The following is a 25,500-nucleotide window of genomic DNA, read 5'->3' on the forward strand; positions in this document are numbered from 1 at the left end:
GGCAGGCGGCCGAGGCGGCGCGGAAGAAGGACGGCCGGCGCAGCGCGCCGCCGGCCGGCCCCGAGGCCGCGCCGACCCGGTCCGGTCCCGGCCGGGTGGACGTGCACACCGACGAGGTCCCGCGGGGACCGCGCCGGGGCGTGCAGGGCCTGCTCGCCGTCGTCGTCCTCGCGCTCGTCGTGCTGGGCGTCTGGTCGTTCACCGGACCCGGTACCGCGGAGACCTCCGCGCAGACCCCGCTGCCCACCGCCAGCGAGCCGGCGCCCGCCGTCGCCACCGTGCAGGAGAGCGTGCCGCCGGCGGAGGTGGCGGCCGAGACGCCGGTGGGGCCGGTGTTCGCCCCGGTCACGGTGCTGAACAGCACGAGCATCACCGGGCTGGCGGCCGACGTGGGCGAGCAGTTCAGCGCGAGTGGCTGGGAGGTGATCGGCACCGCGGGCTCGCCGGTCAGCGACGTGGCGACCACGACCGTGTACTACAGCGAGGGCGACACGGTGCAGCAGCAGGCCGCGGCCCAGCTGGTCGAGCAGTTCCCCGACGTCACCGGCCCTGTCGCGCGCTACTTCGAGGTGCCCGGCGTGGCCGACCCCGGCCTCGTCGTGGTCGCCACCGGCAACTGGCGGCCCTGACCCCCCCGGTCCCTGGCCGGCTCGCGGAACACGGAGACGGCGCCGTCCGTTGCCGCCCACGTGCGCAACGCTCCCGGGCCGGCGCGGATCGGCTCGCGCCTCGGCGCCCGGCCGGTGCTCGCCGCCCTGATCGTCCTCCTGCTCGCCCTGCCGGCCCTCGCCGTCGTCCTCGCCGGCACCGACCAGCCTGCCCGGGCGGCCGAGGACGTGACCACCGAGGAGGCGCGCGTCCCCTCCGGTGCCGGCGCCGACGCGGTGGAGCTGGACATCACGCTGTACCTGCCGCCTGCGGGCGGCCCCGCGCCGGCCGTGCTGCTGGCCCACGGCTTCGGCGGCAGCAAGCAGTCGGTCGCAGCCGACGCACGCGTGCTGGCCCGCCGCGGGTACGTGGTGCTCACCTGGTCCGCGCGGGGCTTCGGCACCAGCACTGGGCAGATCGGCCTCAACGACCCGCGCTACGAGGTGGCCGACGTCAGCACCCTGATCGACCTGCTCGCGACGCGGGACGACGTTCTCCTCGACGGCCCCGGGGACCCGCGGGTGGGTGTCGCCGGAGCCTCCTACGGTGGGGCGGTCTCCCTGCTGGCGGCCGCCTACGACGAGCGCATCGACGCGATCGCCCCGCAGATCACCTGGAACTCGCTGACCACGGCGTTCTTCCCCGACCAGGCCGCCGTCGTCACCGACGCCGGCACCCCCGCCGCCGTGCCGCGCACCGGCGACGCCGGGGTGTTCAAGCGGACCTGGGCCGGGTTGTTCTTCGGCAGCGGGTCGCTGCCCACCGGCGACGGGCGCCCCGGGGCCGGCGGCGACGGTGCCGCCTCCCTGGCCGACGACCTCGACCCGGCCGTCGTGCAGGCGCTGACCTGCGGGCGCTTCCGGGCCGACATCTGCGCGGCCTACGAGACCGCGGCCTCGACCGGCGAGCTCAGCCCCGAGGTCGCCGTCGTCCTGGAGCGGAGCAGCCCGGCGGGCGTGCTCGACCGGATCACCGCGCCCACGCTGCTCCTGCAGGGCACCCAGGACTCGCTGTTCGGGCTGGGTGAGGCCGATGCCAACGCCCGGGGGATCGCCGCCAACGGCACCGACGTGCGGATGGTCTGGTTCGCCGGCGGCCACGACGCCTCGCCCTCCAGCCGGGTCACCGCGGAGCTGCGGGACGAGGTCGCCGACTGGTTCGACGTCCACCTCGACGGCGCCGACGGCGAGAGCGGCGGCTTCCGCTACCCGGCGCCCACCGGCCTGGGCAGCGGGGTGGGCCGGGTCCAGGGCGGCTCGCAGACCGTCTCCGTCGACGAGTACCCGGGCCTGGGCGACGCCGAGCCCGTCGAGAGCCGCCTGCTCGAGCTGGGCGGGTCCACCCAGCCGGTGGTCACCCCGGCCGGCGGCAGCCCGGCGGCGGTCACGACCATCCCCGGTCTGGGCTCCATCGGCGCCGCGCTCGCCGGCAGCACGCTGGAGATCCCGGGGCAGTCCGCCGCCTTCGAGAGCCCGGAGCTCACCGAGGCCGTGGAGGTGGTCGGGGCACCGACCACCACCGTCGCCGTGTCGGCGCCGGACGGGACGGCGACGATGTTCGCCAAGCTCTACGACGTGGCCCCCGACGGCACGGCGGTGCTGCCCAGCGGACTGGTCGCGCCCCTGGAGCTCACCGGTATCTCCACGGACCCGGCCGCCCCGACCGAGGTGCCGGTGACGCTGCCGGCGATCGTCCACCGGTTCGAGGCCGGCCACACGATGCGCGTGGTCGTCTCCTCCACCGACCAGGCGTACGCCCTGCCCGCGTCGTCGGAGGTGTCGACGGTCGGGCTGGCCGAGGGGGCGGCGCTGGCCGCGCCGGTGGTGCCCGGCGAGGTGCAGGCCACCGCCGGCTCGGCCCGCTGGTGGGTGCTCCTCGCCGTCCTCGCCGTCCTCGGGCTGCTGGGCTGGCTGGCCGCCGGCCTGCTCGGCCGCCGCCGGCGCCGGCGGGTGTCGGTCTCCGCGCCCGACGGGGAGGACGTGCCGCTGCGCTTCGAAGGGGTGACCAAGGCCTACGGGGACGGGTTCGTCGCCGTCCGGGACCTCTCCTTCGAGGTGCGCCGTGGCCAGGTGCTCGGCCTGCTCGGCCCCAACGGGGCGGGGAAGACGACGTCGCTGCGGATGCTCATGGGCCTGATCCGCCCGACCGAGGGGCGGATCGAGGTGTTCGGTCACGCCGCCGGGCCGGGTGCCCCCGTGCTCTCCCGGCTGGGCTCGTTCGTGGAGGGCACCGGCCTGCAGCCACACCTGAGCGGGCGGGACAACCTCACCCTCTACTGGGCCGCCACCGGCCGTCCGCCGGCCGACGCGCACATGGAGGAGGCGATCGAGATCGCCGGGCTGGGTGCGGCCCTGGACAAGCGGGTGCGCAGCTACAGCCAGGGCATGCGGCAGCGGGTGGCGATCGCCCAGGCGATGCTCGGCCTCCCCGACCTGCTGGTGCTCGACGAGCCCACCAACGGGCTGGACCCGCCGCAGATCCACGCGATGCGCGACGTGCTCCGGTCCTACGCGGAGACCGGTCGCACCGTGATCATCTCCAGCCACCTGCTGTCGGAGATCGAGCAGACCTGCAGCCACGTCGTGGTCATGGCCAAGGGGCAGAAGATCGTCCAGGGCACGGTCGAGGAGATCGTCGGCACCGGGGGAGCGGTGCTGGTCGGGCTGGCCGACCCGACCGACACCGACCGGGCGGTCGCCGTCCTGGCCGGGCTGCCCGGGGTCGGCGAGGTGGAGCGGAGCTCGGAGGGCCTGGTCGTCGACCTCGGCCCGACGACCCGCGCGACCGCGCTGACCGCGCTGGTCGAGGCCGGCATCGGGGTCGACCAGCTCACCCCGCGCCGCCGGCTGGAGGACGCGTTCCTGTCACTGGTGGGGGAGTCATGAGCACGGAGACGACCGGTTCCGGGGCCACCGCGCCCGCTCCGCAGGCGACGGGGGCGGCGGCCGGGTACCGGCCGGAGCGGACGCTGCGGCTGGGCGTCGAGCTGCGCCGTCAGTTCAAGCGCCGCCGCACCCTCGGCGTCTTCGCGCTGATGGCCGCGCTGCCGCTGATCCTCATCGGGGCCCTGCAGCTGGGCGGCACCGAGGAGGCGGAGGAGAACAGCCGGATCAACCTGGTGGACGTCGCCTCGGCGAGCGGGCTGAACCTCACCCTGTTCACCCTCTTCGCCACCACCGGCTTCTTCCTGGTCGTCGTCTTCGCGCTGTTCTTCGGCGACACCGTGGCCAGCGAGGCCTCCTGGGGATCGCTCCGCTACGCCCTGGCCATGCCCGTACCGCGGGCCCGGCTGCTGCGGCAGAAGTGGCTGGCCGCCCTCGTCCTGTCGGTCGGCGCGATGCTGCTGCTGGTCGTCGTCGCGGTGGTCGCCGGCGGGATCGCCTTCGGCTTCGGCGACGTCCAGACCCCGATCGGGGTGGCGCTGGACCAGGGGACGGCGCTGCTCCGGCTGGCCGGGATGGTCGGGTACCTCGCCGTGCACCTGCTCGTGGTGGGCACGCTGGCGTTCTGGCTCTCCACGGTCACCGATGCACCGCTGGCCGCGGTCGGCGGGGCGGTGTTCAGCACGGTCGTGTTCGCCGTGCTGGAGCAGGTTGAGCAGCTGGGCGGGATCCGCGACTGGTTCCCGACCGCGTTCAACTACGCCTGGACCGACCTGCTGCAGACCCCGGTCGACTCCGGCGACCTGTTCCGCGGCGTGGTCCAGGGGCTGGTCTACTCGGCCGTCTTCACCGCGCTGGCCTTCCGCCACTTCGCCCGCAAGGACGTCACCAGCTGACCCCAGCCGGTGATCAGGTGACCTGATCACCGGCTGTCCCCCTGCACCAGCGTTGGTGCAGGGGGACAGTTCCTGATCAGGGGACCTGATCACTGCTGAGTGGGTCAGAGGCTAGCGAGCACGGCCTGGGCCCAGCCCTCGCCCATCGGGGCGTCGGTGACGACGGCGTTGGGGACGGCGTCCAGCCGGGCCGCCATGCCGTCCACGGCCGCTCCGTTCGCGGTCACCCACAGCCGGCCGACCGCCGGGGCCATCTCCAGGTCGCTCACGCTGTCGCCGACGGCCACGGCGTCGGAGGCGGTGAGCCCGCGGCGGGCGAGGTCCCAGGTGATCGCGGCGCCCTTGGAGATCCCGCGCGGCATCAGGTGGTAGACGTGCGGCGGCAGGGCCTCGGCGTCCAGCGTCATCCGGGCGGTGGCCGGCACGGCACCGTTGTCGTTCAGCGTCAGCCAGTCCCAGCCGCGCTCGGCCAGCCAGACGTCGACCGCCGCGGCGTCCACCCGGCCGCGCAGCAGGGCGTCGGCGGAGTGGGTGGCGTGCCAGGGCTCGTGCCACTCCAGCCGGCCGCGGTGCGCGGCGATCAGTGCGTCGACGATGCCGAGCTCGGCGAGCACGTCCATCGGCGTCCGGCCGGCGAACTGCTCGGGCAGGTCGCCGGTGAGCAGGTGGGTCTCCCGGCCGCCGTGCCAGCTGACCAGCGAGCCCAGCTCGGCGATCGCGCCGTCGACGGCGAAGATCCGCCCGGCCTCCAGCAGCTGGGCGTGGGTGCGGCCGCTGACCAGCACCAGCGCGACACCGGCCCGGTGCAGTTCGAGCAGCGCGGCAGCGGGGGAGGCGGTCAACCGGCGGTCGGCGGTGTGCCAGAAGGAGCCACGCGGCCCCACCATGGTGCCGTCCAGGTCGGTGTAGACGATGCGGGTGGCCACCGGCCCATCCTGGCGGTGCGGGGCAGGCGGGCGGCCCCCGGGTAGAGTGACGCGCGTTCCACTCATCCAGAGGGGCAGAGGGACACGGCCCGTTGAAGCCCCGGCAACCGCGTTCTGTGCGTATGCGCAGCGTGAGGTGCCAATTCCGTCCCGCGCGGCTCGACGGCCCGGCGCGGGGAAGATGAGGAGGTAGTCGTCGAATGACCTTGACCGCTCCCGGTTCTGCCCAGGCAGACGCCACTGCAGGTGGCCAGATCGCCCCCAACCCGGCCCGTGGCCTGGTCTGTCGCAACTGCGGCGCGACCTTCGGGCTCATCGCCGAGCACGCCTGTGCGGAGTGCTTCGGCCCGCTGGAGGTCGACTACGACCCCGAGCTCATGCGCGCGGTGACCCGTGAGCAGATCGAGGCGGGACCGCAGAACATCTGGCGCTACGTCGCCCTGCTCCCGGTGGGCCACGACCCGGCCGACCGGGTCAGCCTCGACCCGGGCATGACCCCGCTGGTGCGCGCCGACCGGCTGGCCGCCGAGCTGGGTCTCACCGGCGGGCTCTGGGTGAAGGACGACTCGGCCAACCCGACCCACTCCTTCAAGGACCGGGTGGTGAGCCTGGCCGCCACCGCGGCCAAGAGCTTCGGCTACACCAAGATCGCCTGTGCCTCCACCGGCAACCTGGCCAACTCGGTCGCCGCGCACGCCGCCCGGATGGGGCTGCCCTCCTTCGTCTTCGTTCCCAGCGACCTCGAGCCGGGCAAGATCACCCAGTCGGCGGTCTACGGCCAGGCGCTGGTCGCCGTCGAGGGGTCCTACGACGACGTCAACCGGCTGACCAGCGAGCTCGCCGAGACCGACGAGTTCGAGGACACCGCCTTCGTCAACCAGAACGTGCGGCCGTACTACGCCGAGGGCTCCAAGACGATGGGCTACGAGATCGCCGAGCAGCTGGGCTGGCGGATCCCGGCCCAGGTGGTCATCCCGATGGCGTCGGGCTCGCTGCTCACCAAGGTCGACAAGGCCTGGCGGGAGCTGGTCGCGGCCGGCATCGTCGCCGACACCGAGTGGAAGGTCTTCGGCGCCCAGTCCGCCGGCTGCGACCCGATCGCCACCGCGTTCGACAACGGCTGGGACGTCGTCAAGCCGGTCAAGCCCACCGGCATCGCCAAGTCGCTGAACATCGGCAACCCCGCGGACGGCCCGTACGCGCTGGACGCCATCCGGCGCACCGGCGGCTCGGTCGGCCGGGTCGGGGACGACGAGATCGTGCAGGGCATCCGGGACCTCGCCCGCACGACCGGTGTGTTCGCCGAGACCGCCGGCGGTGTGACCACCGCGGTGCTGCGGCAGCTGGTGGAGAAGGGGCTGATCGACCCGACGCAGGAGGTCGTCGTCCTCAACACCGGTGAGGGGCTGAAGACCCTCGACCCGCTGCTGCCGGTGGTCGGCCCCTCGCACCACGTGCAGCCGTCGCTGAAGTCGCTGCGCGAGGCCGGCCTCATCGCCTGAGGAGGGCCCCCTGCCAGGGTCCGGGACGCCGCCGCGGCAGCACCCGGACGGGTGTATGGCGTGGTCAGGACCGTGACCTGGGACACCTGCTGCTGTACCGTTCCGCGCGGTTCGAGTTCCACGTTCGTGTTTCGGCGGGCGGAAGAGCGAGACCCGGCCCCTCGAGTCTCAAGGGGCCGTCCGCCGCACGAAACGTGGGAGCACACGTGGCACAGGGCACCGTGAAGTGGTTCAACGCCGAGAAGGGCTTCGGCTTCATCGCCGTCGACGGCGGTCAGGACGTCTTCGTCCACTACTCGGCCATCCAGATGGACGGGTACAAGAGCCTCGAAGAGGGCCAGCGGGTCAGCTTCGAGGTCGTCCAGGGCGACAAGGGCCCGCAGGCGGACGCCGTCCAGAGCGCCTGATCCGGTCAGCACCACGAGGCCCGGTCCCCGGTCGGGGGCCGGGCCTCGCTGCGTCCCCGGGCGGGCGGCCCCACCCCCCCCTTCTTGCACTCGCCTGGGTCGAGTGCCAGACTTTGAGCTGGCACTCGGGCTACCCGAGTGCCAACCAGGTCGGAACGGTGAGGCACCGGGGCGCGGACCGCAGGAGCGTTCGCAGCACCAGTGTCGTCCGTCGCGGGCGCCGGACCTGACCAGCCAGCGATCCACGCATGGAGGACATCACCACATGGCCAAGATGATCGCGTTCGACGAAGAGGCGCGCCGCGGTCTCGAGCGGGGCATGAACACCCTCGCCGACGCCGTCAAGGTGACGCTTGGCCCCAAGGGCCGCAACGTCGTCCTGGAGAAGAAGTGGGGCGCCCCCACCATCACCAACGATGGTGTGAGCATCGCCAAGGAGATCGAGCTCGAGGACCCGTACGAGAAGATCGGGGCCGAGCTGGTCAAGGAGGTCGCCAAGAAGACCGACGACGTCGCGGGTGACGGCACCACCACCGCCACCGTGCTCGCCCAGGCCCTCGTCCGCGAGGGGCTGCGCAACGTCGCCGCCGGCGCCAACCCGATGGCCCTGAAGAAGGGCATCGAGAAGGCCGTCGCCTCGGTCTCGGAGTACCTCCTCTCGACCGCCAAGGACGTCGAGACCAAGGAGCAGATCGCGGCCACCGCCTCGATCTCCGCCGCTGACCCCGCCATCGGCGAGCTCATCGCCGAGGCGATGGACAAGGTCGGCAAGGAAGGTGTCATCACCGTCGAGGAGAGCAACACCTTCGGTCTCGAGCTCGAGCTCACCGAGGGCATGCGCTTCGACAAGGGTCACCTGTCGGCCTACTTCGTGACCGACACCGACCGCATGGAGACCGTGCTCGACGACCCGTACATCCTGGTCGTCAACAGCAAGATCTCGACGGTCAAGGACCTGCTCCCGCTGCTGGAGAAGGTCATGCAGTCCGGCAAGCCGCTGGCGATCATCGCCGAGGACGTCGAGGGCGAGGCCCTCGCGACCCTGGTGGTCAACAAGATCCGCGGCACCTTCAAGTCGGTCGCCGTCAAGGCCCCCGGCTTCGGCGACCGCCGCAAGGCCATGCTGGGCGACATCGCGATCCTCACCGGTGGTCAGGTCATCAGCGAGGAGGTCGGCCTCAAGCTGGACACCGCCGACCTGTCGCTGCTGGGCCGGGCGCGCAAGTTCGTCACCACCAAGGACGAGACGACCATCATCGAGGGCTCGGGTGACGCCGACCAGATCCAGGGTCGCGTCAACCAGATCCGCGCCGAGATCGAGAAGTCGGACTCCGACTACGATCGCGAGAAGCTGCAGGAGCGCCTGGCCAAGCTGGCCGGTGGCGTCGCCGTCATCAAGGCCGGCGCCGCGACCGAGGTCGAGCTCAAGGAGCGCAAGCACCGCATCGAGGACGCGGTGCGCAACGCCAAGGCCGCCGTCGAGGAGGGCATCGTCGCCGGTGGTGGCGTCGCTCTCGCGCAGGCCACGGCCGTCGCGTTCGACAAGCTCGAGCTCGAGGGTGACGAGGCGACCGGTGCCAACATCGTGCGCGTCGCGCTCGAGGCCCCGCTGAAGCAGATCGCCATCAACGCCGGCCTCGAGGGCGGCGTCGTGGCGGAGAAGGTCCGCAACTCCGAGACCGGCTGGGGCCTCAACGCCGCCACCGGCGAGTACGTGGACCTGATCGCGGCCGGCATCATCGACCCGGCCAAGGTCACCCGCTCGGCGCTGCAGAACGCCGCCTCCATCGCGGCGCTCTTCCTCACCACCGAGGCCGTCATCGCCGACAAGCCGGAGAAGAACGCCCCGGCCATGGCCGGCGGCGGCGACGGCGGCATGGGCGGCATGGACTTCTGAGTCCACACCGCTCAGCGTCCCGCTGAGCACTGCACCACCAGCACTGCCCGGCAGGGGCGGTCCGCTTCGGCGGGCCGCCCCTGTCGGCGTCCTGGCCTGGTCTCCCCGACGATCATGAAGCTGCGGTGGCGACCCGCCGATGCTGCTCGGCGCGTCGCCCCCCTTACCCCATGATCGTCAGCGGAGTGGCGGGGGCGGGTCCGGTGCTCGCCCGCAGTCATCCCGGGTCACCGATCGCGGGGCCGTCGAGCGCATGGCCGTTGGTGCGCATCCGGCTCCGCAGTTCGGTGAGCCGCTCCACGACCAGCTCGCCGGCCCACTGCGCCTCACCGAGGCCGGCCAGCACCCAGGACGGCGGCTGGCCGAGCTTCCCGCTGAGTGCGCTGACCTTGCCCACCGCCAGGACGGCGAGCGTCTGACGACTCGCACCCGCGCCGGGCTCGCCGGTCCGGCCCCGGGCCCGGTCGGCCTCCGTGCGCGCCGGGTCGCCGTCGTCGTAGCTGCGGAACGGCCGCAGCGGTGACCACGGGAGCAGCCGCCAGGCCCCGGCCTGTACCAACCGGCCGACCCACTCGTCGAAGCCCAGCGCACCCCAGTCCAGCCAGTCCTGCAGCGAGCCGTCTCCCTCGTCGGCCTGCGCTGCGACGTCGGCCAGGCCGGCCGCGGCCGCCCGCTCGTGGTCCATCTCCACGGCGTCCTCGGTGTGCACCAGCGCCCCGCAGAGCGCGAGGTCCAGGATCAGCCCGCCCCGGACGACGTGGTCGTCGAAGGTCAGGCCGCGGGGCCGGCCGCGCCGGTTCAGGCAGAGGGCGGCCAGCCGGGTGGCGGCCAGGTCGGGCAGCTGGTCGCTCACGTCCGGTCCGGGGCGAAGCAGCAGAACTCGTTGCCCTCGGGGTCGGCCAGCACGTCCCAGTCGATGGTCCCGGCGTCGGGCTCGTCGTCCGGTCCGGCGTCCCGGCGGCGGACCAGGGTGGCCCCGTGGGCCAGGAGCGCCTCGGTGTCGCCGACGACGTCGTGGTGCATGCGGTTCTTCACCGTCTTGCCCTCGGGCACCGGCACTACCCAGATCAGCGGACCGGCGCCGGACCGGTCGACGATCGGCACCGGCCAGCCCGTCGGTCGGACCCAGCCCTCCTCGTCGGGCTCGACGTCGTCACGGCGGACGTAGCCCATCGCGGTGCACCACCAGTCGGCCAGTGCCTGGTGGTCCACGGCGTCGAGGCACAGGTCCTTGAAGCGCGCGGGGGAGTCGCTCATGGTCGAGCAGGGTAGGCGGCTGCGGTGACGGTGATCATCGGGACGTCGGGCTGGCAGTACCGCGACTGGCGAGGCCGCTTCTACCCGCCGGTGCTGCCGCAACGACTCTGGCTGGAGCACCACGCCGAGCACTTCGCCACCGTCGAGAGCAACAACGCCTTCTACCGGCTGCCCGAGCGGACGACCTTCGAGCGCTGGCGTGAACGCACCCCGCCGGACTACCGGTGGGCGGTGAAGGCCTCCCGCTTCCTCACCCACCTCAAGCGGCTGCGCGAGCCGGCCGAGCCGGTGGCCCGGCTGATGGACCGCGTGGCCGGCCTGGGAGACCGGCTGGACGTCGTCCTGCTGCAGCTGCCGCCCACGCTGAAGGCCGACGTCGAGCTGCTCAGCGAGTGCCTCGGCCAGTTCCCGGCGGGCACCCGGGTCGCGGTGGAGCCACGGCACGAGAGCTGGTGGACCGACGAGGTCCGCGGCCTGCTCGAGCGGTACCAGGCCGCGCTGTGCTGGGCCGACCGCGCCGAGCAGCCGATCGCCCCGCTGTGGCGCACCACCGAGTGGGGCTACCTGCGACTGCACACCGGAGCCGATGGCTGGGGCTACCGGCCGGAGACGCTACAGCTGTGGGCGCAGCGGCTGGCGGAGACCTACGGCGACGACGACGTGCTCGTCTACTTCAACAACGACCCCGGCGGTGCGGCCACCGTCGACGCGGTCACCTTCGCCGACGCCGTCCGGGCCACCGGGGGTACGCACACCCGGGTGCCGACGATGGCCCAGGCCAGCGGCGCGGCCTGGCCGCCCAAGCCGCCGCCCAAGGCGCCGAGGACGCCGAGCCGTCAGAGGGCGGCAGGGTCCTCGGCGAACGTCACGCCCAGCTGACCGGCGGCCTGCTCGAGCACCGACTGCACGGCCAGGGTGTCCGCCAGCGGCATGACGGTGCTCTCGGTCCGCCCGGCCCGCAGGCACTCGGTGGCCTCGATCAGCTCGTGGGAGTAGCCGCCACCGAGCTGCGGGAGGGTGATCTCCTCCGCGTCCGCCCCGACCTGGTGCAGCACGATCGTCTGCGGGTGGTGGAAGCGGGGGAGGACGTCGATCCAGCCCGCCGTCCCGAAGACCCGGGCCTGGCCGGGCAGCGCGTTGCGCAGCGAGGTCATCAGGGTGGCCGAGCGGCCGTCCGCGTAGCCGAGCAGCAGCGAGGCCTCGGCGTCGACGCCGGTCTCGAACAGCGAACCGGTGGCGGTCACGGTGTCCGGGTCACCGAGCAGCATCTGGGCGAAGGAGACGACGTAGACGCCGAGATCGAGGAGGGCGCCGCCGCCGAGCTCCTTGGCGAACAGCCGGTCGGTGGGGTCGAAGGCGCGGGACACGCCCAGGTCGGCCTGCACGGAGCGCACGTCGCCGATGGCGCCCTCGGCGATCAGCTCCCGCGCCCGGACGACGGCCGGCTGGAACCGCGTCCACATCGCCTCCATCGCGAAGACGCCGGACGTGCGCGCCGCCTCGACCACCTCGGTGGCCCCGGCGACGGTGGCGGTGAACGACTTCTCCACCAGCAGCGCCTTGCCGGCCCGGATCGCCCCGAGCGAGACGGCGTGGTGCTGCGGGTGCGGGGTGGCGATGTACAGGACGTCGACGTCCGGGTCGGCCAGGATCTCGGCGTAGGAGCCGTGCGACCGTCCGATCCCGTGCCGACCGGCGAAGGCCTGGGCGCGGTGCAGCGAGCGGGAGGCGACGGCGACCGCCCGCGCGCCGTCGACGTGCGCGAAGTCCTTGACCACCTGCTCGGCGATGCGGCCCGGCCCGACGACTCCCCAGCGGATCTCCTCAGTCACGCCCTGACCGTAGCCGGGGCACACTGTCGGGGTGGCACTGCTGATCGACACCCCCGTCTGGCCCTGGCGGGGGCGGCGGTGGTCGCACCTGGTGAGCGACACCGGCTACGACGAGCTGCACGCCTTCGTCCAGCAGCACCTTGAGATCCCGCGGCGGGCGTTCCAGGGTGACCACTACGACGTCCCGGAGGAGCTCTATGCGCGAGCGATCGCCGCCGGGGCGGAGCCGGTGGACTGTCGTGAGCTGCTGCAGCGGCTGCTCGCCGCCGGCCTGCGGGTCAGGAAGACCCGGGCCGCCTCGTCCTAGTAGGTCTCCTCCGTGGTGGACCGGCGGACCGGCCCGCCCTCGTGGCCGTCCGTGCGCACCACGCGCCGACGGCGCGGTGCCCACACGGCCAGCTCGACGACGATGCCCAGGGCACCGACGGCCATCAGGATCCAGCCGACGACGTCGAGGTCGATGCCGCTGACCTGCGCACTCACCGCGAAGGTGAGGACGGCGCCGATGGCGAGCAGGAAGATGCCGGTTCCGAGACGCACGAGGAGCTCCTTCGTCGGGCGACCGGTCCCCTGCGGGGCCATCGGGACGATGGCGGGTCGCCGGGCAACTCTGGGTCACCGGACGGATACGCGCGACTCCCTCGTCACCCGATCGGGTCAGGTCGAGCGCGCGCGCAGCAGGGTGAGCTCGGCGGTCAGGTTGGCCCGGGCCGACTCGGTCCACCGCTCGGCCGCCACGGGCACCCGGAAGAGCTCCGGCAGGGCCAGCAGCTGCTCCAGCACGGCGATCCGGCCGGCGGTGAAGTCGGCGTCGGAGAGGTGGCCGTACTCGGCGCGCACCGCGGAGGCGTAGCCGGCGTAGGCCGCCGGGGGGCTGGCCAGCACGGCGAGGTCCGCGTCGCAGAGCACCGCGCCGTCGGCGTCGTCCGGCTCGGGGTCGTGCCCGGCGGTGAGCAGCACCAGCCGCTCGACCTCGGCGACCGTGGCGTCGTCCACCAGCCCGAGCAGCCCGATCCGCGCCCGCGCGGCGCTGACCTCCTCGTTGTCGCTGCGCTGCGGGTCGTAGGCGATGTCGTGGTACCAGGCGGCCAGCCGGACGGCGACCGGGTCGGCGGCGTGCTCGGCCAGTTCGTCGACGATGCCCAGAACCGCCGCGAGGTGGGCGAGGTCGTGGTAGCTGCGGTGCGGCTCGGACCAGGCGCCGACGACCGCGGCCCACTCGGTGCGCGAGGTGGGGGAGTCGCCGACCAGCGCCGTCCACGCGTCGAAGTCCACCCCGCTCATGCGCGGCAGTCTGGCACGCCGAGGGACCGGACACCGACGACGTCCACCGTCTGGGAGCAGGACGACCGCGGGTCCGATTGAGGTCCTCGCCACGTGTGTCGGGCCGGAGGGCGCGGGTACGGTGGACGACGTCCGGGCCGGGCGACCTGTGTCCCCGGGCTCCACTAGATAACTGCCGCCGTGGAATACCGCTCCGACTCCGGTCGGGGGCTGGAGCCGCGGATGTGCAAACCGCCGCGAGGCGACCAGCGCCCGGTCCGGACCTCAACGCAGAACGGCCCCTCTCCGCAGGAGAGGGGCCGTTCTGCGCTCAGGCCCCCGTGGCGGGGGGCACGGGCGTCCTTCTACTCGGTCTCGCCCAGCAGCCAGCCGTGCTCGCCGGCCAGCGCGTTGGCCGCCACCGGACCCCACGAGCCCGGGGCGTAGGAGTGCACCTCGGGGCGGTGGTCCAGCACCGGCTGCAGGGCCCGCCAGGTCTGGGCCAGGCCCTCGCTCGTGGTGAACAGCGAGCGGTCACCGACCAGCACGTCGTGGATGAGGGAGACGTACGGCGCCAGCGGCCGGCCACCGGGCACCTTCGACAGGTCCAGGGAGACCCGCGCCGGGGCCATCGCCAGGTCTGGGCCGGGGCGCTTGGCCATGATGTCCACGTCGAGCTGACCGGCACCGGCGAGGGACAGCGAGATCACGTTCCCGTTCGGCGGCACCTCGTGGACCGGGCCCTTCGGGCGGTGCAGCACCAGGCTGACCCGCTGCTGCTTGTCCGCCAGCCGCTTGCCGGTGCGCAGCAGGAACGGCACGCCGCGCCACCGGCCGGAGTCGATGAACAGCTTGGCCGCCACGAAGGTGTCGGTCTGGCTGTCGTCGGGCACGCCGTCCAGTTCCCGGTAGCCCTCGAACTGGCCGAGGACGACGTCCTCCGGCGCGAGCGGGCGGAAGTGCTTCAGCACCGACTCGCGCGCGGACAGGATGTCGTCGGCGGAGAAGCTGACCGGCGGCTCCATGGCCACCTCGGCGGCCACCTGGAACAGGTGGGTGACCAGCATGTCCAGCGTCGCGCCGGTGGCGTCGTAGAAGTCGGCGCGGTCGGCGACGTCGAGGTCCTCGGGGACGTCGATCTGCACCTGGGCCACGTGCTCGCGGCTCCAGATGTGCTCGAACAGCCCGTTGGCGAACCGCGCCACGTGCAGGTCCTGGGTGCCCTCCTTGCCCAGGAAGTGGTCGATCCGGAAGACCTGCTCCTCGTCGAACACCGAGTGCACGACGCCGTCGAGCTCGCGGAAGCCCTCGGGGGAGTCGCCGAAGGGCTTCTCGTAGACGACCCGGGACCCCTCGGCCAACCCGTGCGCGCCCAGCGCGTGGGTGTAGTCGGTGAAGGCCTTGGGCGGCAGGGAGAGGTAGTGCACCAGCTGGGCGTCCTCGCCGAGCTCCTTGCGGGCGGCGTCCACGGCCTCGACGAGCTGCCCGGGGTCGTCGGCGGTGAAGCCGCCACCGGCGAACCGCAGCCGGCCGCAGAACTCCTCCCACGGGCCCTGCTCGGGGTCCGGGCCGAACTCCTCGAGGGCGCCGCGCACGTGCTCGACGAAGTCCTCGTCGGAGCGCTCGCCGCGGCCGCTGCCGATGAGCCGCCAGTCCTCGGGCAGCAGCCCGTGCTGGGCGAGCTCGAAGAAGGCCGGCAGCACCATCCGGCGGGCCAGGTCGCCGGTCGCGCCGTAGAGCACGAAGACGGTCGGGGTCAGGTCGTTCGTCGTCCCGGTGTCAGGCACGGGGGCTCCTCTCGGGCACGGGCCGAGCTCCGCGGGGCGGTGGCTCGGTCCTCGTCGGCCCGTGCGCCGGTGCACGGTGTCCTGGTCGTGTGCCCACGGCGCGTGTAGGCGCACCCGCGCCGTGGGCATCTGCTGTGCATGAGACCACGCGCAGCGCTGCTTTGTTCCGCGGGTGCGGCCGCCCTGCTGCTGACCGGCTGTGGCCAGGACGACGACGTCGAGCCGGTCCCCGCGGTCACCACGACCTTCGCCGAGACACCGGGGAGCACCGACGCCGAGCAGACGACGAGCCCGTCGGCCACCGGCGACGCCGCGCCGTGAACGGGTGCTCGCGGCGTGTGACCCAGCGCGGCCCGGGGCACCAGCCGGGCATGACCACGTCCCGCCGGGCCCTCCCCGTCGCCGTCCTCCTGCTGTCCGCCTGCGGGGGCGGCGAGGGCGCGCCGGCCGGTGACGCCCCGCCGTCGTCGCCGGCCACCGTGGGGGAGACGACGATGGCGCCGGGCGGGGAGTCCGGCAGTGACACCATGGCCGATCTGGAGTTCGAGGACCAGACCGGCGCCGGTGACCGCGTGGTCGTCGCCACGGTCAACGCACCCGGCGGTGGGTTCGTCGTCGTCAGCGCCGGGGGCGAGGTGCTCGGTGCCACGCAGGTGCAGGTGGGCACGACCTCCGACGTCGAGGTCGACCTGGACCCGGCGCTGACTGCGGACACCGAGCTGACCGTCACCCTCCACGCGGACACCGACGCCGACGGGGAGTTCGACCCGGACGTCGACGAGCCGGTGCCCGCACCGGTGGACGCCACCGACGACGACATCGCGGACGTCGACGACGTCGTCGAGGAGGACGCCGAGTACACGGTGGGCTGACCGTCCACCTGAGGCCCCCTCGGGCGCCGGCCGGTCCCGGGACGGCCCGGGACTGCGTGATCGCCCGATGTGCCGGGCACCCCCTCAGGACGACCGTTCTCCTCGTTCGACCCGGACGACACGAGGAGACGGTCATGGCGATGCACTACCCGAACCCGGCACTGGAAGCAGAGCTCGCCTACCGGCAGGAGCTGGTCCGGGCGGCGGCCCGGCGCGACGGGAGCCGCCGCGGCTCCTGGTTCGGCAGCCGGCGGCGGCCCCGCTGAACGGCCCGGCGTCGCTGTCGGTGGTCTCTGCCACGATCGGCGCCGTGCCGCGCTGGGAGGAGACCCCGCTCATCGGCCGGGCCGACGAACTGGCCCGGCTGATGACGCATGTCGACCGGGCGGTCGAGGGGCGCCCGTCCGCCGTCCTGGTCGCCGGTGACGCCGGGGTCGGCAAGACCCGGCTGCTCGACGAGCTGGGCCGCCGGGCCGCCGCACGCGGTGCGCGGGTGCTCACCGGGCACTGCGTCGGCCTCGGCGACGTCGGGCTGCCGTACCTGCCCTTCGTCGACCTGCTGCGGCCGGTGGTCGCCGACCCGGAGCTGGCGCCGGTGCTGGCCCGCCACCCGGTGCTGGCCGGCCCGCTCACCGGCCGCCCCGGCGCCGTGGTGACCGACAGCGCGGCTGCCGACCTGGGCCGGGCGCTGCCGCGGTCGGCGCTGCGCCCGCCGGACGACGACGGACGACTGCAGCTGTTCGAGTCGGTGGCCGCCCTGCTGGGCGACCTGGCCGCCCAGCAGCCCCTCGTGGTGGTGCTGGAGGACCTGCACTGGGCCGACCGGTCCAGCCGGGACCTGCTGCGCTACCTGCTGGCCCGGCTGGTCGACCGTCAGGTCGACGAACCGGTCACCGTCGTCGCCTCCTACCGCGCCGACGACCTGCACCGCCGGCACCCGCTGCGTCCGCTGCTGGCCGAGCTGGTCCGGCTGCCCGGTGTCGAGCGGCTGCAGCTCGACCCGTTGCCCGACGCCGAGGTGGAGGAGCTGGTCCGCCGGCTGGCCGCCGACGCCGGTGGGGCGTCCGTCGAGGACGTCGTCGCGCGGGCCGAGGGCAACGCCTTCTACGCCGAGGAGCTGGTCGCCGCGGGGCGGGCGGGTGAGGTCCTCCCGGGTGGGCTGTCCGACGTCCTGCTGGCCCGGGTCGAGCAGGTGAGCCCGGCTGCCCAGCAGGTGCTGCGGGTGGCCGCCGTCGCCGGTCGCCAGGTGCGGCACGAGCTGGTGGCCGCCGTCTCCTCGAAGGGCCCGGAGGAGACGGAGCAGGCGCTGGCCGAGGCGGTGCACCACCACCTGCTGGTGGTCCCCGACGACGGCCGCTACCGGTTCCGGCACGCGCTGCTGCGGGAGGCGGTGCTGGCCGACCTGCTGCCCGGGGAGCGGGTCCGGCTGCACGCCGCCGTCGCCGCGCACCTGGCCACCCGGCCGGAGGCGGGCACGGCGGCCGAACGGGCCCACCACCTGCGGGAGAGCAACGACCTGCCCGGTGCGCTGAGCGCGTCGCTGGAGGCCGCGGACGCCGCCCGCCGGGTGGGCGCGCCGGCCGAGCAGCTGCAGCACCTGGAGGCGGTGCTCGCGCTGTGGACGGCGGTGCCCGACGCACCCGGGCGTGCCGGCCGCTCGCAGTGGGCGGTGCTGCTGGACACCGCGGCAGCGGCCCGCGCGGTCGGCGACCTGCACCGGGCCGTGGCACTGCTCCGCTCGGCCCAGGAGCTGCTGGGCCCCGACGGTGACCCCGAGGCGCGGGCGCGGGTGCACTACACGGCGGCCCAGGTGCTCGGCCGGATCGAGGAGGCGGCCGAGGCCCACCGGGAGAGCAGCGCGGCGATGCAGCTGGTCCCGGCCCAGCCGCCCTCGGTGGTGCGCACCTGGGCGGCGGCGACCCACGCCCGCACCAGCTACAGCCTGGGGCTGGTCGCCGAGGCGGACGCAGCGGCGGAGGAGGCGCTGGCCGCGGCCGACGCCCTGGGGCTGGACAGCGCGTGGGCCGACACCGCCGTCTCGCTGGTCCGTGGCTCGGGCACCGGTGACCGGGTCGCCGTCCGGGCGCGCTTCACGGAGGCCCGGGCGCGGGCGCAGCGGTCCGGGGACGCCGACGTCGAGATGCGGGTGTGGTTCAGCCAGGCGATCACCGCGCACGACGCCGGCGAGGTGGCTGAGGCGCTGCAGCACGCCACGGCAGGGCTGGCCCGGGCTCGGGCGCTGGGCGTCGAGTGGTCGTTCTACGGCGCCGAGCTGCGGCACCTGGAGGTGCTGGCCCGGTACGTCCTCGGCGACTGGGACGGCAGCCTGGCCGCCGCCGATGCGCTGGCCCGGGTGCCCGACATGGCTGCGCACGTGCGCGCCGACGGGCTCCTGGTGCTCGTCGGGCGGGGCGACCCGCGTGCCGCCGAGCGGCTGGGCTGGGCGCAGGGGCCGGCCGCCCGCTGGGACAACCACGTGCTGTTGATGCTGGCCACGGTGGCGGCGGAGATCGAGCTGGCCGGCCAGGCCGGGGACGCTGCGACGGCGGGGGAGCGGGCCCGGTGGGCCGATGGTCGGCTGCGGGAGCTGTGGGGGGACGAACGGCTCGCCTCGGTGCGGCTGGTGGCCACCGCGCTGGCAGCGGTCGCCGACGCGGCCACCTCGGCCCGCCGGGGCGGGGACCAGGCGGCCGCGGCCCGCTGGGGAGCGGAGGCCGCGGACCTGGCCGAGATCGGTCGGTCGGCGGCCGAGGTCCCGTACCCGACCGGGATCGAGGCGCGCGCCTGGGGGACGCGGCTGGCGGCCGAGCTGGCCCGGGTGCGCGGTGAGGCCGCCGTGGAGCTCTGGCGGCAGGCGGTCGCGGAGTTCGGCTACGGGCACGTGTACGAGCAGGCGCGCTCCCGGTTCCGGCTGGCCGAGGCGCTGCTCACCGTGGACGACCGCCCCGGCGCCGCTGCCGAGCTGGCGGCCGCGCACGAGGTGGCCGTGCAGCTGGGGGCGGTGCCGTTGCGGACGGCGATCGAGGCGCTGGCCCGCCGGGGGCGGCTGGAGCTCCCCGGCGTGCTGACCGTCGCGACCACCGTGTTCACCCCGCGCGAGACGGAGGTGCTGGCGCTGGTCGCGCAGGGCCGCACCAACCGGCAGGTAGGTGCGGAGCTCTTCATCAGCGAGAAGACCGCCAGCGTGCACGTCAGCAACATCCTGGCCAAGCTCGGCGCCTCCAGCCGCACCGAGGCGGTCGCCCTCGCCGCCGCCCGCGGCCTGCTCAGCTGACCGGCTCCCGTCCCGCAGTCGATCATCGGCGAACGGCTGCGCCCGGCGGCGTGTCACCCAGCCGTTCGCCGATGATCAACGCGTGATGTCCGCGTTCGACCGGGTGAAGCGGGCGCGGAGCCGCTCGACCCACTCGTCGAGCACGTTCGTGCGGTCGGCGGGGCCGGCGGGCGCGGCCGGCATCAGCAGCCAGAGCACCAGGTAGAGGGCCACCCCCGACCCGCCGGCCAGCACCAGCGCGGCGAAGCCGACCCGCCACAGCAGTGCGTCGATCCCGGTGTGCCGGGCCAGCCCACTGCAGACGCCGCCGAGCAGCAGGTCGGTGCGGCTCCGCCGCAACGGCGGGCGCACGTCATCGGTGCCCGGGGTCGGGGTCTGGGGGATCTCGGTCTGCGGGGTCTCGGTGTGCGCGGTCTCGGTCATGGCACGAGCCTGCGCCCGGCGGCGTCCCGCCGGTATCGGGGAACCCCCGGATCCGCCCCTGGTCCCGCAGCTCAGGGTCGCGGTGTGCGGGGCATCCGCCTGTGCCAGCGTCCTCCAGTCCACCGCCACGCCATCCGCCCCCGTCGCCCCCTCGATCTGCGTCGAGTGACAGCTGAGCGGGCTTCCCGGCTCCGGGATCCCCGCCCAGCTGTCACTCGGTGACGGCAGTGGGGACGGGGCAGCCCGGGCCTCGTTCGCGGGGGCCGGTCCGGACTGCGGAGGACGGGACCTCAGAGCATGGTGCGGAGGCGCTCGCGGCGGGCGCGGAGGACGTCGACCGACGCCGAGGCCGAGGGCGGGCCGGGCACCGACTGGCGCAGCTGGGTGTGCACCACGGCCTGCGGCTGCGAGGTCTTCGCGGCGATGCGGTTGACCAGCCGGTTGATCTCCCGGCGCAGCTCGGCCGCATCGCGCCAGGAGCGGCCGGCCTCCTCCTCCTCGGGGTGGTCCTCGACGACCATGAAGCCGTCGTCGTCCCCCCGGGCGTGGGAGGCGGCGATCCGGATCCGCAGCTCGTCGTCCCGCTTGGACAGCAGCTCGGCGGTCTGCGCCGGGGTCAGCAGCCCGGGGATGCCCAGGTAGTCCTCCGCGTCGGCCGCCAGCGGCGTGACGGCGCCGGTGCCCTCGCCGGTGTGCGCCGTCCCGCTGTGCAGCACGTGCGCGAACCGGGCGTCGGCCTCCAGCGCCTCCCACTTCTGCAGCTCGCCCTCGCGCGGTTCCCGCGGCGGCAGGTCGAGCGCCTCCAGCTCCTCGTCGGGCTGGGTCTTCGGCGGCGGCATGACGTGGTTGCGCTGCTCCTCCATCGACGCGGCCAGCGACAGCAGCGGGCGCACGGCGGGGAGGAAGACGGTCGCCGACTCGTGCGGCGTCCGGGCGCGCACGACGCGGCCGACGGCCTGGGCGAAGAACAGCGGGGTCCGATAGGAGGTCATCCAGGCCAGGACGGCGGCGCGCGGGACGTCGACGCCCTCGGACACCATTCGCACACAGACCGCGATCCGGGCGCCGCCCTTGTTGAACTTCTCGATCTTCTTCGACGCCTTGGGGTCGTCGGAGAGGATCAGCTCCGGTGCCTTGCCGGTCACCCGGCGCACGATCTTCGCGTACTCACGGGCGTCGTCCTGGTCGCTGGCCAGCACCAGCCCGGCGGCGTCGGGCATGCCGCCCTCCTCGCGGAGGTGGGTGATCCGGTCGTCCATGGCGGCGATCACGTGCGGCACCCACTGGCCCTTGGGGTCCAGCGCGGTGCGCCACGCCTGCATCTCCACCGAGCGGGTGCCGGCCTCGCTCAGCGAGGCGGCGACGACCTCGCCGGCGGAGTTCCGCCAGCGGGAGGTGCCGGTGTAGGCGGCGAAGACGACCGGCCGGACGACGGCGTCGGCCAGCGCCTCCTTGTAGCCGTAGGTGAAGTCGGCCGTCGACATCAGGCCGCCCTGGCCCTCGAACCCGTCCTCCACGTACTTCACGAAGGGGATGCGCTCGTCGGCCTTGGTGCGGAACGGCGTGCCGGTCAGGCACAGCCGGCGGGCCGCGCGGCCGTAGGCCTCCTCGACCGCCTCGCCCCAGGAGAGGCCGTCGCCGGCGTGGTGCACCTCGTCCAGGATGACCAGCGTCTTGACCGTGGTCGCCCGCGCCGAGTGCAGCATCGGCTTGCCGGCGACCTGGGCGTAGGTGGTCACGTAGCCCTGCGTGCCGGCGCGCACCGGGCCGACGGCGTTGGTCAGGTTCGGGTCGAGCGCGATGCCCATCGCATCGGCGGCGTCGGCCCACTGCATGCGCAGGTGGTCGGTCGGGCAGACCACGATCACCCGGGCGACCTCGCGCTTGGCGAGCAGCCGGGCGGCCAGGGTCAGCGCGAACGTGGTCTTCCCGGCACCCGGGGTCGCGGTGACCAGGAAGTCCTTCGGGGACTCCTCCTCGTACTTGCCGAGGGCCGCCTGCTGCCAGGCCCGGAGCGGTCGGCTGTTCGTCTGCGGGGCCCGGGCCGCCGCCTGTGTCGCAGTCGCCATGTCGGGGCCCATTCTGGTCGGCGGGGGAACAACACGCCCAACCGGGTGCCTCCGGCGCGCCCCCTCCGGCAGGGCGTATGGGGCTCGGCCACCGGGCCGCTGAGCTGCACGTTCGCCGTCCCGGCCGGTTGGTTGTGGCGCTCGTCATGCTCGGGCCGGACCGGCTCGTCACGCCCCGCCGGCCCCGTCGCTCCCAGGTGTCCCGGAGGGTGCCGAGGAGCTCCGGCAGTGACGGCAGCCCCCGGCGAGTCGTAAGCTGGGGACGGCCCCTTGACCAGGAGGCCCCTCGGCGCGGACCCGGGCGGGACACCCCCCGCCCCCCAGCGCCCCTTCCCTCGCTGCGCCATCTCCCGTGCGCCATGCCTCCTGGAGCCCCTGTGTCTGCTGCCGTCCTCGCCCCGCCCACCCCTGCGCTCGCCCAGCGGCTGACCGGGGTCGCCAGTTCCCCGGTCCGCGAGCTGCTGGCCCTGCTCGACCGGCCGAAGGTCATCTCCTTCGCCGGTGGCCTGCCCGCCCCCGAGCTGTTCGACCTGGACGGCGTCCGCGCCGCCTACGACGCCGTGCTCTGGAGCCCGAACGCCCGTCGCGCCCTGCAGTACGCCCCGACCGAGGGCGACCGCGGTCTGCGGGCCCGGGTGGCCGGCCGGATGACCGCGCGCGGCATGTTCAGCTCCGTCGACGACCTGCTGGTCACCTCGGGCTCGCAGCAGGCCCTCACCCTGCTGGCGACCGCGCTGGTCGACCCGGGGGCGGTCGTCCTGGTCGAGGACCCGACGTACCTGGCCGCGCTGCAGTGCTTCCAGCTGGCCGGCGCCCGGGTCGTGCCGGTGGCCACCGACGGGGACGGCATGGACCCGGACGCGCTGGAGGAGGCGATCCGGCGGGAGCGGCCGGCGCTGGTCTACCTGGTCCCGACGTTCGCCAACCCGACCGGCCGGACCATGCCCACCGAGCGTCGCGCGGAGGTCGTCGCGCTCACCGAACGGCACGGGGTCTGGCTGGTCGAGGACGACCCCTACGGTGAGCTGCGCTACCGAGGCCACGACGTCGCGCCGCTCGCCGCCCAGCCGGGCGCTGACGGGCACGTCGTCCACGTGGGCAGCTTCTCCAAGATCGCCGCTCCCGGACTGCGGCTGGGCTGGCTGCGGGCGCCGTCCCGGCTGCTGCCGGCGCTGACCGTCGCCAAGCAGGCGGCCGACCTGCACACCTCGACGATCGACCAGGCGGCCGCGGCGGCCTGGTTCGCCACGGCCGACGTCGAGACCCACCTCGCGCGGCTGCGGACCGCCTACCGGCGGCGCCGGGACGCCATGGTGGACGCACTGCCGGCGGCCCTGCCGGCGGGCAGCGCCTGGACCGAGCCGGACGGCGGCATGTTCGTCTGGGTCCGGCTGCCCCGCGGCGTGGACACCGCCGAGCTGCTGCCCCGGGCGCTCGCCGCCGACGTCGCGTTCGTGCCGGGGGCCGCGTTCTACGCCGGCGTCCCCGACCGAGCCACGCTGCGGCTGTCGTTCACCACGCACACGCCGGAGCGGATCGCCGAGGGCATGACCCGGCTGGGCACCGTCCTCAGCAGCTGCTGAGGGACCGGCTCTGACGAGGAGCGCCCCGCTGCTGGGTCCCCTGACGGGGTCCCCGCAACGGGGCGCTCCTCGGTCCGGCCCCCTTGCTCAGTCGGCGGGCTCGTCGACCCAGTCGGGGCCGTTGACCTCGCCCGGGCCGGCCAGGTCGGCGGCGTCCACGATCGTGTACGCGTAGCCCTGCTCGGCCAGGAAGCGCTGCCGGTGCGCGGCGTACTCGCTGTCCAGGGTGTCCCGGCTGACCACGGTGTAGAAGTGCGCCTGCCGGCCGTCGGCCTTGGGGCGCAGCACCCGGCCGAGCCGCTGGGCCTCCTCCTGCCGGGACCCGAACGTGCCCGACACCTGCACCGCGACCGCGGCCTCGGGCAGGTCGATGGAGAAGTTCGCCACCTTGGAGACGACGAGGGTGCGGATCTCGCCGGTGCGGAAGGCCTGGAACAGCCGTTCCCGCTCCTTGTTCGTCGTCGACCCCTGGATCACCGGGGCGTCGAGGGCAGCGCCCAGCTCCTCCAGCTGGTCCAGGTAGGCGCCGATCACCAGGGAGGGCTCGTCGGGGTGCCGCTCGAGGACCCGGCGGATCACCGGCAGCTTCGACTGGGCGGTCGCCGCGATCCGGTACCGCTCCTCGGGCTCGGCGACCGCGTAGGTCATCCGCTCCTCGTCGTCCAGGCTGACCCGCACCTCGACGCACTCGGCCGGCGCGATGTGCCCCTGCGCCTCGATGTCCCGCCAGGGGGCGTCGTACCGCTTGGGCCCGATCAGGGAGAAGACGTCGTCCTCCCGGCCGTCCTCGCGCACCAGCGTCGCGGTCAGCCCGAGCCGGCGCCGCGACTGCAGGTCGGCGGTGAGCCGGAAGATCGGCGCGGGGAGCAGGTGCACCTCGTCGTAGACGATCAGGCCCCAGTCCTGGGCGTCGAAGAGGTCCAGGTGCCGGTACTCGCCCTTCCGGCGGGTGGTGATGACCTGGTAGGTGGCGATGGTGACCGGCCGGATCTCCTTGCGCTCCCCGGAGTACTCGCCGATCTCCTCCTCGGTCAGCGTGGTGCGGGCGATGAGCTCGCGCTTCCACTGCCGGCCGGAGACGGTGTTGGTGACCAGGATCAGCGTGGTCGCCTTGGCCTCGGCCATCGCCGCGGCGCCGACCAGGGTCTTCCCGGCACCGCAGGGCAGCACGACGACGCCCGAGCCGCCGGCCCAGAAGCCGTCGACGGCCTGCTGCTGGTAGTCGCGCAGGTGCCAGTCGGACTGGTCGAGCTCGATCGGGTGGGCCTGCCCGTCGACGTAGCCGGCGAGGTCCTCGGCCGGCCAGCCGATCTTCAGCAGCGCCTGCTTGAGCCGGCCGCGCTCGGAGGGGTGGACGACGACCGAGTCGGCGTCGATGCGGACGCCGAGCATCGGGGCCACCCGCTTGCTGCGGACGACCTCCTCCAGCACGGCCTTGTCGGTGCTGGTCAGCGTCAGCCCGTGCACCGGGTGGTTGGCCAGGGTCAGCCGGCCGTAGCGGTCCATCGTGTCGGCGATGTCGACCAGCAGGGCGTGCGGCACGGGGTAGCGCGAGTACCGGACCAGCGCGTCGACGACCTGCTCGGCGTCGTGGCCGGCGGCGCGGGCGTTCCACAGCGCCAGCGGGGTGACCCGGTAGGTGTGCACGTGCTCGGGGGAGCGCTCCAGCTCGGCGAACGGGGCGATCGCCGCCCGGCACTCCTTGGACGACGGGTGGTCGACCTCGAGCAGCAGGGTCTTGTCCGACTGGACGATCAGGGGGCCGTCACTCACGCGTACGCATCCTCTGTTCGGGGCTCCGGCGCAGACGGGCGCGCCGGACTGTCCACGGTAACGCCGGGGGAGGACGTCCCCTTCCGCGCCGCGGGTGTGCGACCGACCTCAAGGCGTCGGCAGCTGCGCCGCGAGCCGGAGGCTGAGCCGCCGAGTCGACCGTCGAGCCGCGGCACGGCGCGGCTCGACGGTCGGTGGCGCGGCTCGAG

The 25,500-nt window shown here is 74.1% G+C and carries 23 protein-coding genes and 1 riboswitch; of the genes, 13 read left to right on the forward strand and 10 right to left on the reverse strand.

What is annotated here, in order from left to right; translation table 11 throughout:
- The 3 genes from IN07_RS23835 to IN07_RS06940 form a co-directional block, all read left to right on the forward strand.
- Positions 1-629, forward strand: a 629-nt coding sequence (locus IN07_RS23835) for a LytR C-terminal domain-containing protein (RefSeq protein WP_052090982.1), incomplete at its 5' end; no start/stop codon positions are given.
- 60 nt (positions 630-689) lie between these two features.
- Positions 690-3,533 carry an alpha/beta fold hydrolase gene (locus IN07_RS06935; RefSeq protein WP_036334649.1) on the forward strand — a complete coding sequence of 948 codons (2,844 nt, stop codon included), beginning with the start codon at positions 690-692 and terminating at the stop codon, positions 3,531-3,533.
- Positions 3,530-4,426 carry an ABC transporter permease gene (locus tag IN07_RS06940; RefSeq protein WP_036334651.1) on the forward strand — a complete coding sequence of 299 codons (897 nt, stop codon included), beginning with the start codon at positions 3,530-3,532 and terminating at the stop codon, positions 4,424-4,426. Before IN07_RS06935 ends, IN07_RS06940 begins: the two co-directional genes overlap by 4 nt.
- A 104-nt stretch (positions 4,427-4,530) precedes the next feature.
- Here IN07_RS06940 and IN07_RS06945 read toward each other — a convergent pair whose 3' ends face one another.
- Positions 4,531-5,352 (reverse strand): HAD family hydrolase, encoded by an 822-nt coding sequence (locus IN07_RS06945; RefSeq protein WP_036334653.1) that lies wholly within the window; start codon positions 5,350-5,352, stop codon positions 4,531-4,533.
- Between the two features lie 59 nt (positions 5,353-5,411).
- A riboswitch (SAM riboswitch) is annotated at positions 5,412-5,540 on the forward strand.
- A gap of 12 nt (positions 5,541-5,552) precedes the next feature.
- Here IN07_RS06945 and thrC point away from each other — a divergent pair.
- From thrC to groL, 3 genes are all read left to right on the forward strand, one after another.
- Complete coding sequence (gene thrC, locus IN07_RS06950) at positions 5,553-6,854, forward strand: threonine synthase (protein ID WP_052090984.1); 1,302 nt, start codon at positions 5,553-5,555, stop codon at positions 6,852-6,854.
- Positions 6,855-7,060: 206 nt separating this feature from the next.
- The gene (locus IN07_RS06955; protein ID WP_036334654.1) at positions 7,061-7,261 is read left to right on the forward strand and encodes a cold-shock protein; all 201 of its coding nucleotides are present in this window, start codon (positions 7,061-7,063) and stop codon (positions 7,259-7,261) included.
- A 265-nt stretch (positions 7,262-7,526) separates the two neighbouring features.
- Positions 7,527-9,158: a chaperonin GroEL gene (gene groL / locus IN07_RS06960; protein WP_036334655.1), complete on the forward strand. Its 1,632-nt coding sequence runs from the start codon at positions 7,527-7,529 to the stop codon at positions 9,156-9,158.
- Between the two features lie 217 nt (positions 9,159-9,375).
- Here groL and IN07_RS06965 read toward each other — a convergent pair whose 3' ends face one another.
- Both IN07_RS06965 and IN07_RS06970 read right to left on the reverse strand, forming a co-directional pair.
- Positions 9,376-10,011 carry a hypothetical protein gene (locus IN07_RS06965; RefSeq protein WP_036334656.1) on the reverse strand — a complete coding sequence of 212 codons (636 nt, stop codon included), beginning with the start codon at positions 10,009-10,011 and terminating at the stop codon, positions 9,376-9,378.
- A complete protein-coding gene (locus IN07_RS06970; RefSeq protein ID WP_036334657.1) occupies positions 10,008-10,415 on the reverse strand; it encodes a VOC family protein in 408 nt (135 codons plus the stop codon). The genes IN07_RS06965 and IN07_RS06970 overlap by 4 nt, the downstream gene beginning before the upstream one ends.
- A gap of 24 nt (positions 10,416-10,439) precedes the next feature.
- Here IN07_RS06970 and IN07_RS06975 point away from each other — a divergent pair, with 24 nt between their 5' ends.
- Positions 10,440-11,294, forward strand: coding sequence for a DUF72 domain-containing protein (locus IN07_RS06975; protein ID WP_036334658.1), 855 nt, complete (start codon positions 10,440-10,442; stop codon positions 11,292-11,294).
- On the opposite strand, the gene IN07_RS06980 is transcribed toward IN07_RS06975, so the two are convergent.
- Positions 11,252-12,247, reverse strand: coding sequence for a Gfo/Idh/MocA family protein (locus tag IN07_RS06980; protein WP_036334733.1), 996 nt, complete (start codon positions 12,245-12,247; stop codon positions 11,252-11,254). The two genes, IN07_RS06975 and IN07_RS06980, sit on opposite strands and share 43 nt — an antisense overlap.
- A gap of 31 nt (positions 12,248-12,278) precedes the next feature.
- Here IN07_RS06980 and IN07_RS06985 point away from each other — a divergent pair, with 31 nt between their 5' ends.
- Entirely contained in the window at positions 12,279-12,554 is a 276-nt protein-coding gene (locus tag IN07_RS06985) for a DUF4031 domain-containing protein (protein WP_036334659.1), read from the forward strand.
- On the opposite strand, the gene IN07_RS06990 is transcribed toward IN07_RS06985, so the two are convergent.
- From IN07_RS06990 to IN07_RS07000, 3 genes are all read right to left on the reverse strand, one after another.
- On the reverse strand, positions 12,551-12,787 hold the full coding sequence (locus tag IN07_RS06990; protein ID WP_197058385.1) for a DUF6458 family protein: 237 nt from the start codon (positions 12,785-12,787) through the stop codon (positions 12,551-12,553). The two genes, IN07_RS06985 and IN07_RS06990, sit on opposite strands and share 4 nt — an antisense overlap.
- Before the next feature lie 117 nt (positions 12,788-12,904).
- Complete coding sequence (locus IN07_RS06995) at positions 12,905-13,531, reverse strand: HD domain-containing protein (RefSeq protein ID WP_036334660.1); 627 nt, start codon at positions 13,529-13,531, stop codon at positions 12,905-12,907.
- Between the two features lie 344 nt (positions 13,532-13,875).
- Positions 13,876-15,297, reverse strand: coding sequence for a glucose-6-phosphate dehydrogenase (locus tag IN07_RS07000; protein WP_052090986.1), 1,422 nt, complete (start codon positions 15,295-15,297; stop codon positions 13,876-13,878).
- Between the two features lie 138 nt (positions 15,298-15,435).
- Here IN07_RS07000 and IN07_RS07005 point away from each other — a divergent pair, with 138 nt between their 5' ends.
- From IN07_RS07005 to IN07_RS26635, 4 genes are all read left to right on the forward strand, one after another.
- The gene (locus tag IN07_RS07005; RefSeq protein ID WP_036334661.1) at positions 15,436-15,618 is read left to right on the forward strand and encodes a hypothetical protein; all 183 of its coding nucleotides are present in this window, start codon (positions 15,436-15,438) and stop codon (positions 15,616-15,618) included.
- A gap of 50 nt (positions 15,619-15,668) precedes the next feature.
- Positions 15,669-16,169: a DUF7282 domain-containing protein gene (locus tag IN07_RS07010; RefSeq protein WP_036334663.1), complete on the forward strand. Its 501-nt coding sequence runs from the start codon at positions 15,669-15,671 to the stop codon at positions 16,167-16,169.
- 134 nt (positions 16,170-16,303) lie between these two features.
- On the forward strand, positions 16,304-16,435 hold the full coding sequence (locus IN07_RS26630; RefSeq protein ID WP_269429951.1) for a hypothetical protein: 132 nt from the start codon (positions 16,304-16,306) through the stop codon (positions 16,433-16,435).
- A gap of 44 nt (positions 16,436-16,479) precedes the next feature.
- A complete protein-coding gene (locus tag IN07_RS26635) occupies positions 16,480-19,443 on the forward strand; it encodes a helix-turn-helix transcriptional regulator (RefSeq protein WP_052090997.1) in 2,964 nt (987 codons plus the stop codon).
- 75 nt (positions 19,444-19,518) lie between these two features.
- Here IN07_RS26635 and IN07_RS07020 read toward each other — a convergent pair whose 3' ends face one another.
- The gene (locus tag IN07_RS07020) at positions 19,519-19,866 is read right to left on the reverse strand and encodes a PspC domain-containing protein (protein ID WP_081975251.1); all 348 of its coding nucleotides are present in this window, start codon (positions 19,864-19,866) and stop codon (positions 19,519-19,521) included.
- A gap of 290 nt (positions 19,867-20,156) precedes the next feature.
- A complete protein-coding gene (locus tag IN07_RS07025; protein WP_036334741.1) occupies positions 20,157-21,935 on the reverse strand; it encodes a DEAD/DEAH box helicase in 1,779 nt (592 codons plus the stop codon).
- 377 nt (positions 21,936-22,312) lie between these two features.
- Here IN07_RS07025 and IN07_RS07030 point away from each other — a divergent pair, with 377 nt between their 5' ends.
- Entirely contained in the window at positions 22,313-23,518 is a 1,206-nt protein-coding gene (locus IN07_RS07030; RefSeq protein ID WP_036334665.1) for an aminotransferase-like domain-containing protein, read from the forward strand.
- An 87-nt stretch (positions 23,519-23,605) separates the two neighbouring features.
- On the opposite strand, the gene IN07_RS07035 is transcribed toward IN07_RS07030, so the two are convergent.
- Positions 23,606-25,291 carry a DNA repair helicase XPB gene (locus tag IN07_RS07035; RefSeq protein ID WP_036334667.1) on the reverse strand — a complete coding sequence of 562 codons (1,686 nt, stop codon included), beginning with the start codon at positions 25,289-25,291 and terminating at the stop codon, positions 23,606-23,608.
- Positions 25,292-25,500 lie beyond the last annotated feature (209 nt).

The organism is Modestobacter caceresii (assembly GCF_000761485.1).
Lineage (GTDB): Bacteria > Actinomycetota > Actinomycetes > Mycobacteriales > Geodermatophilaceae > Modestobacter > Modestobacter caceresii.

What these genes read in the sequence shown, in the direction of transcription:
- IN07_RS06940 (WP_036334651.1), top strand. Translation starts at nt 3,530, where the DNA reads ATGAGCACGGAGACGACCGGTTCCGGGGCCACCGCGCCCGCTCCGCAG.
- thrC (WP_052090984.1), top strand. Translation starts at nt 5,553, where the DNA reads ATGACCTTGACCGCTCCCGGTTCTGCCCAGGCAGACGCCACTGCAGGT.
- groL (WP_036334655.1), top strand. Translation starts at nt 7,527, where the DNA reads ATGGCCAAGATGATCGCGTTCGACGAAGAGGCGCGCCGCGGTCTCGAG.
- IN07_RS06970 (WP_036334657.1), bottom strand. Translation starts at nt 10,415, where the DNA reads ATGAGCGACTCCCCCGCGCGCTTCAAGGACCTGTGCCTCGACGCCGTG.
- IN07_RS06995 (WP_036334660.1), bottom strand. Translation starts at nt 13,531, where the DNA reads ATGAGCGGGGTGGACTTCGACGCGTGGACGGCGCTGGTCGGCGACTCC.
- IN07_RS07005 (WP_036334661.1), top strand. Translation starts at nt 15,436, where the DNA reads ATGAGACCACGCGCAGCGCTGCTTTGTTCCGCGGGTGCGGCCGCCCTG.
- IN07_RS07010 (WP_036334663.1), top strand. Translation starts at nt 15,669, where the DNA reads ATGACCACGTCCCGCCGGGCCCTCCCCGTCGCCGTCCTCCTGCTGTCC.
- IN07_RS26630 (WP_269429951.1), top strand. Translation starts at nt 16,304, where the DNA reads ATGGCGATGCACTACCCGAACCCGGCACTGGAAGCAGAGCTCGCCTAC.
- IN07_RS07020 (WP_081975251.1), bottom strand. Translation starts at nt 19,866, where the DNA reads ATGACCGAGACCGCGCACACCGAGACCCCGCAGACCGAGATCCCCCAG.
- IN07_RS07025 (WP_036334741.1), bottom strand. Translation starts at nt 21,935, where the DNA reads ATGGCGACTGCGACACAGGCGGCGGCCCGGGCCCCGCAGACGAACAGC.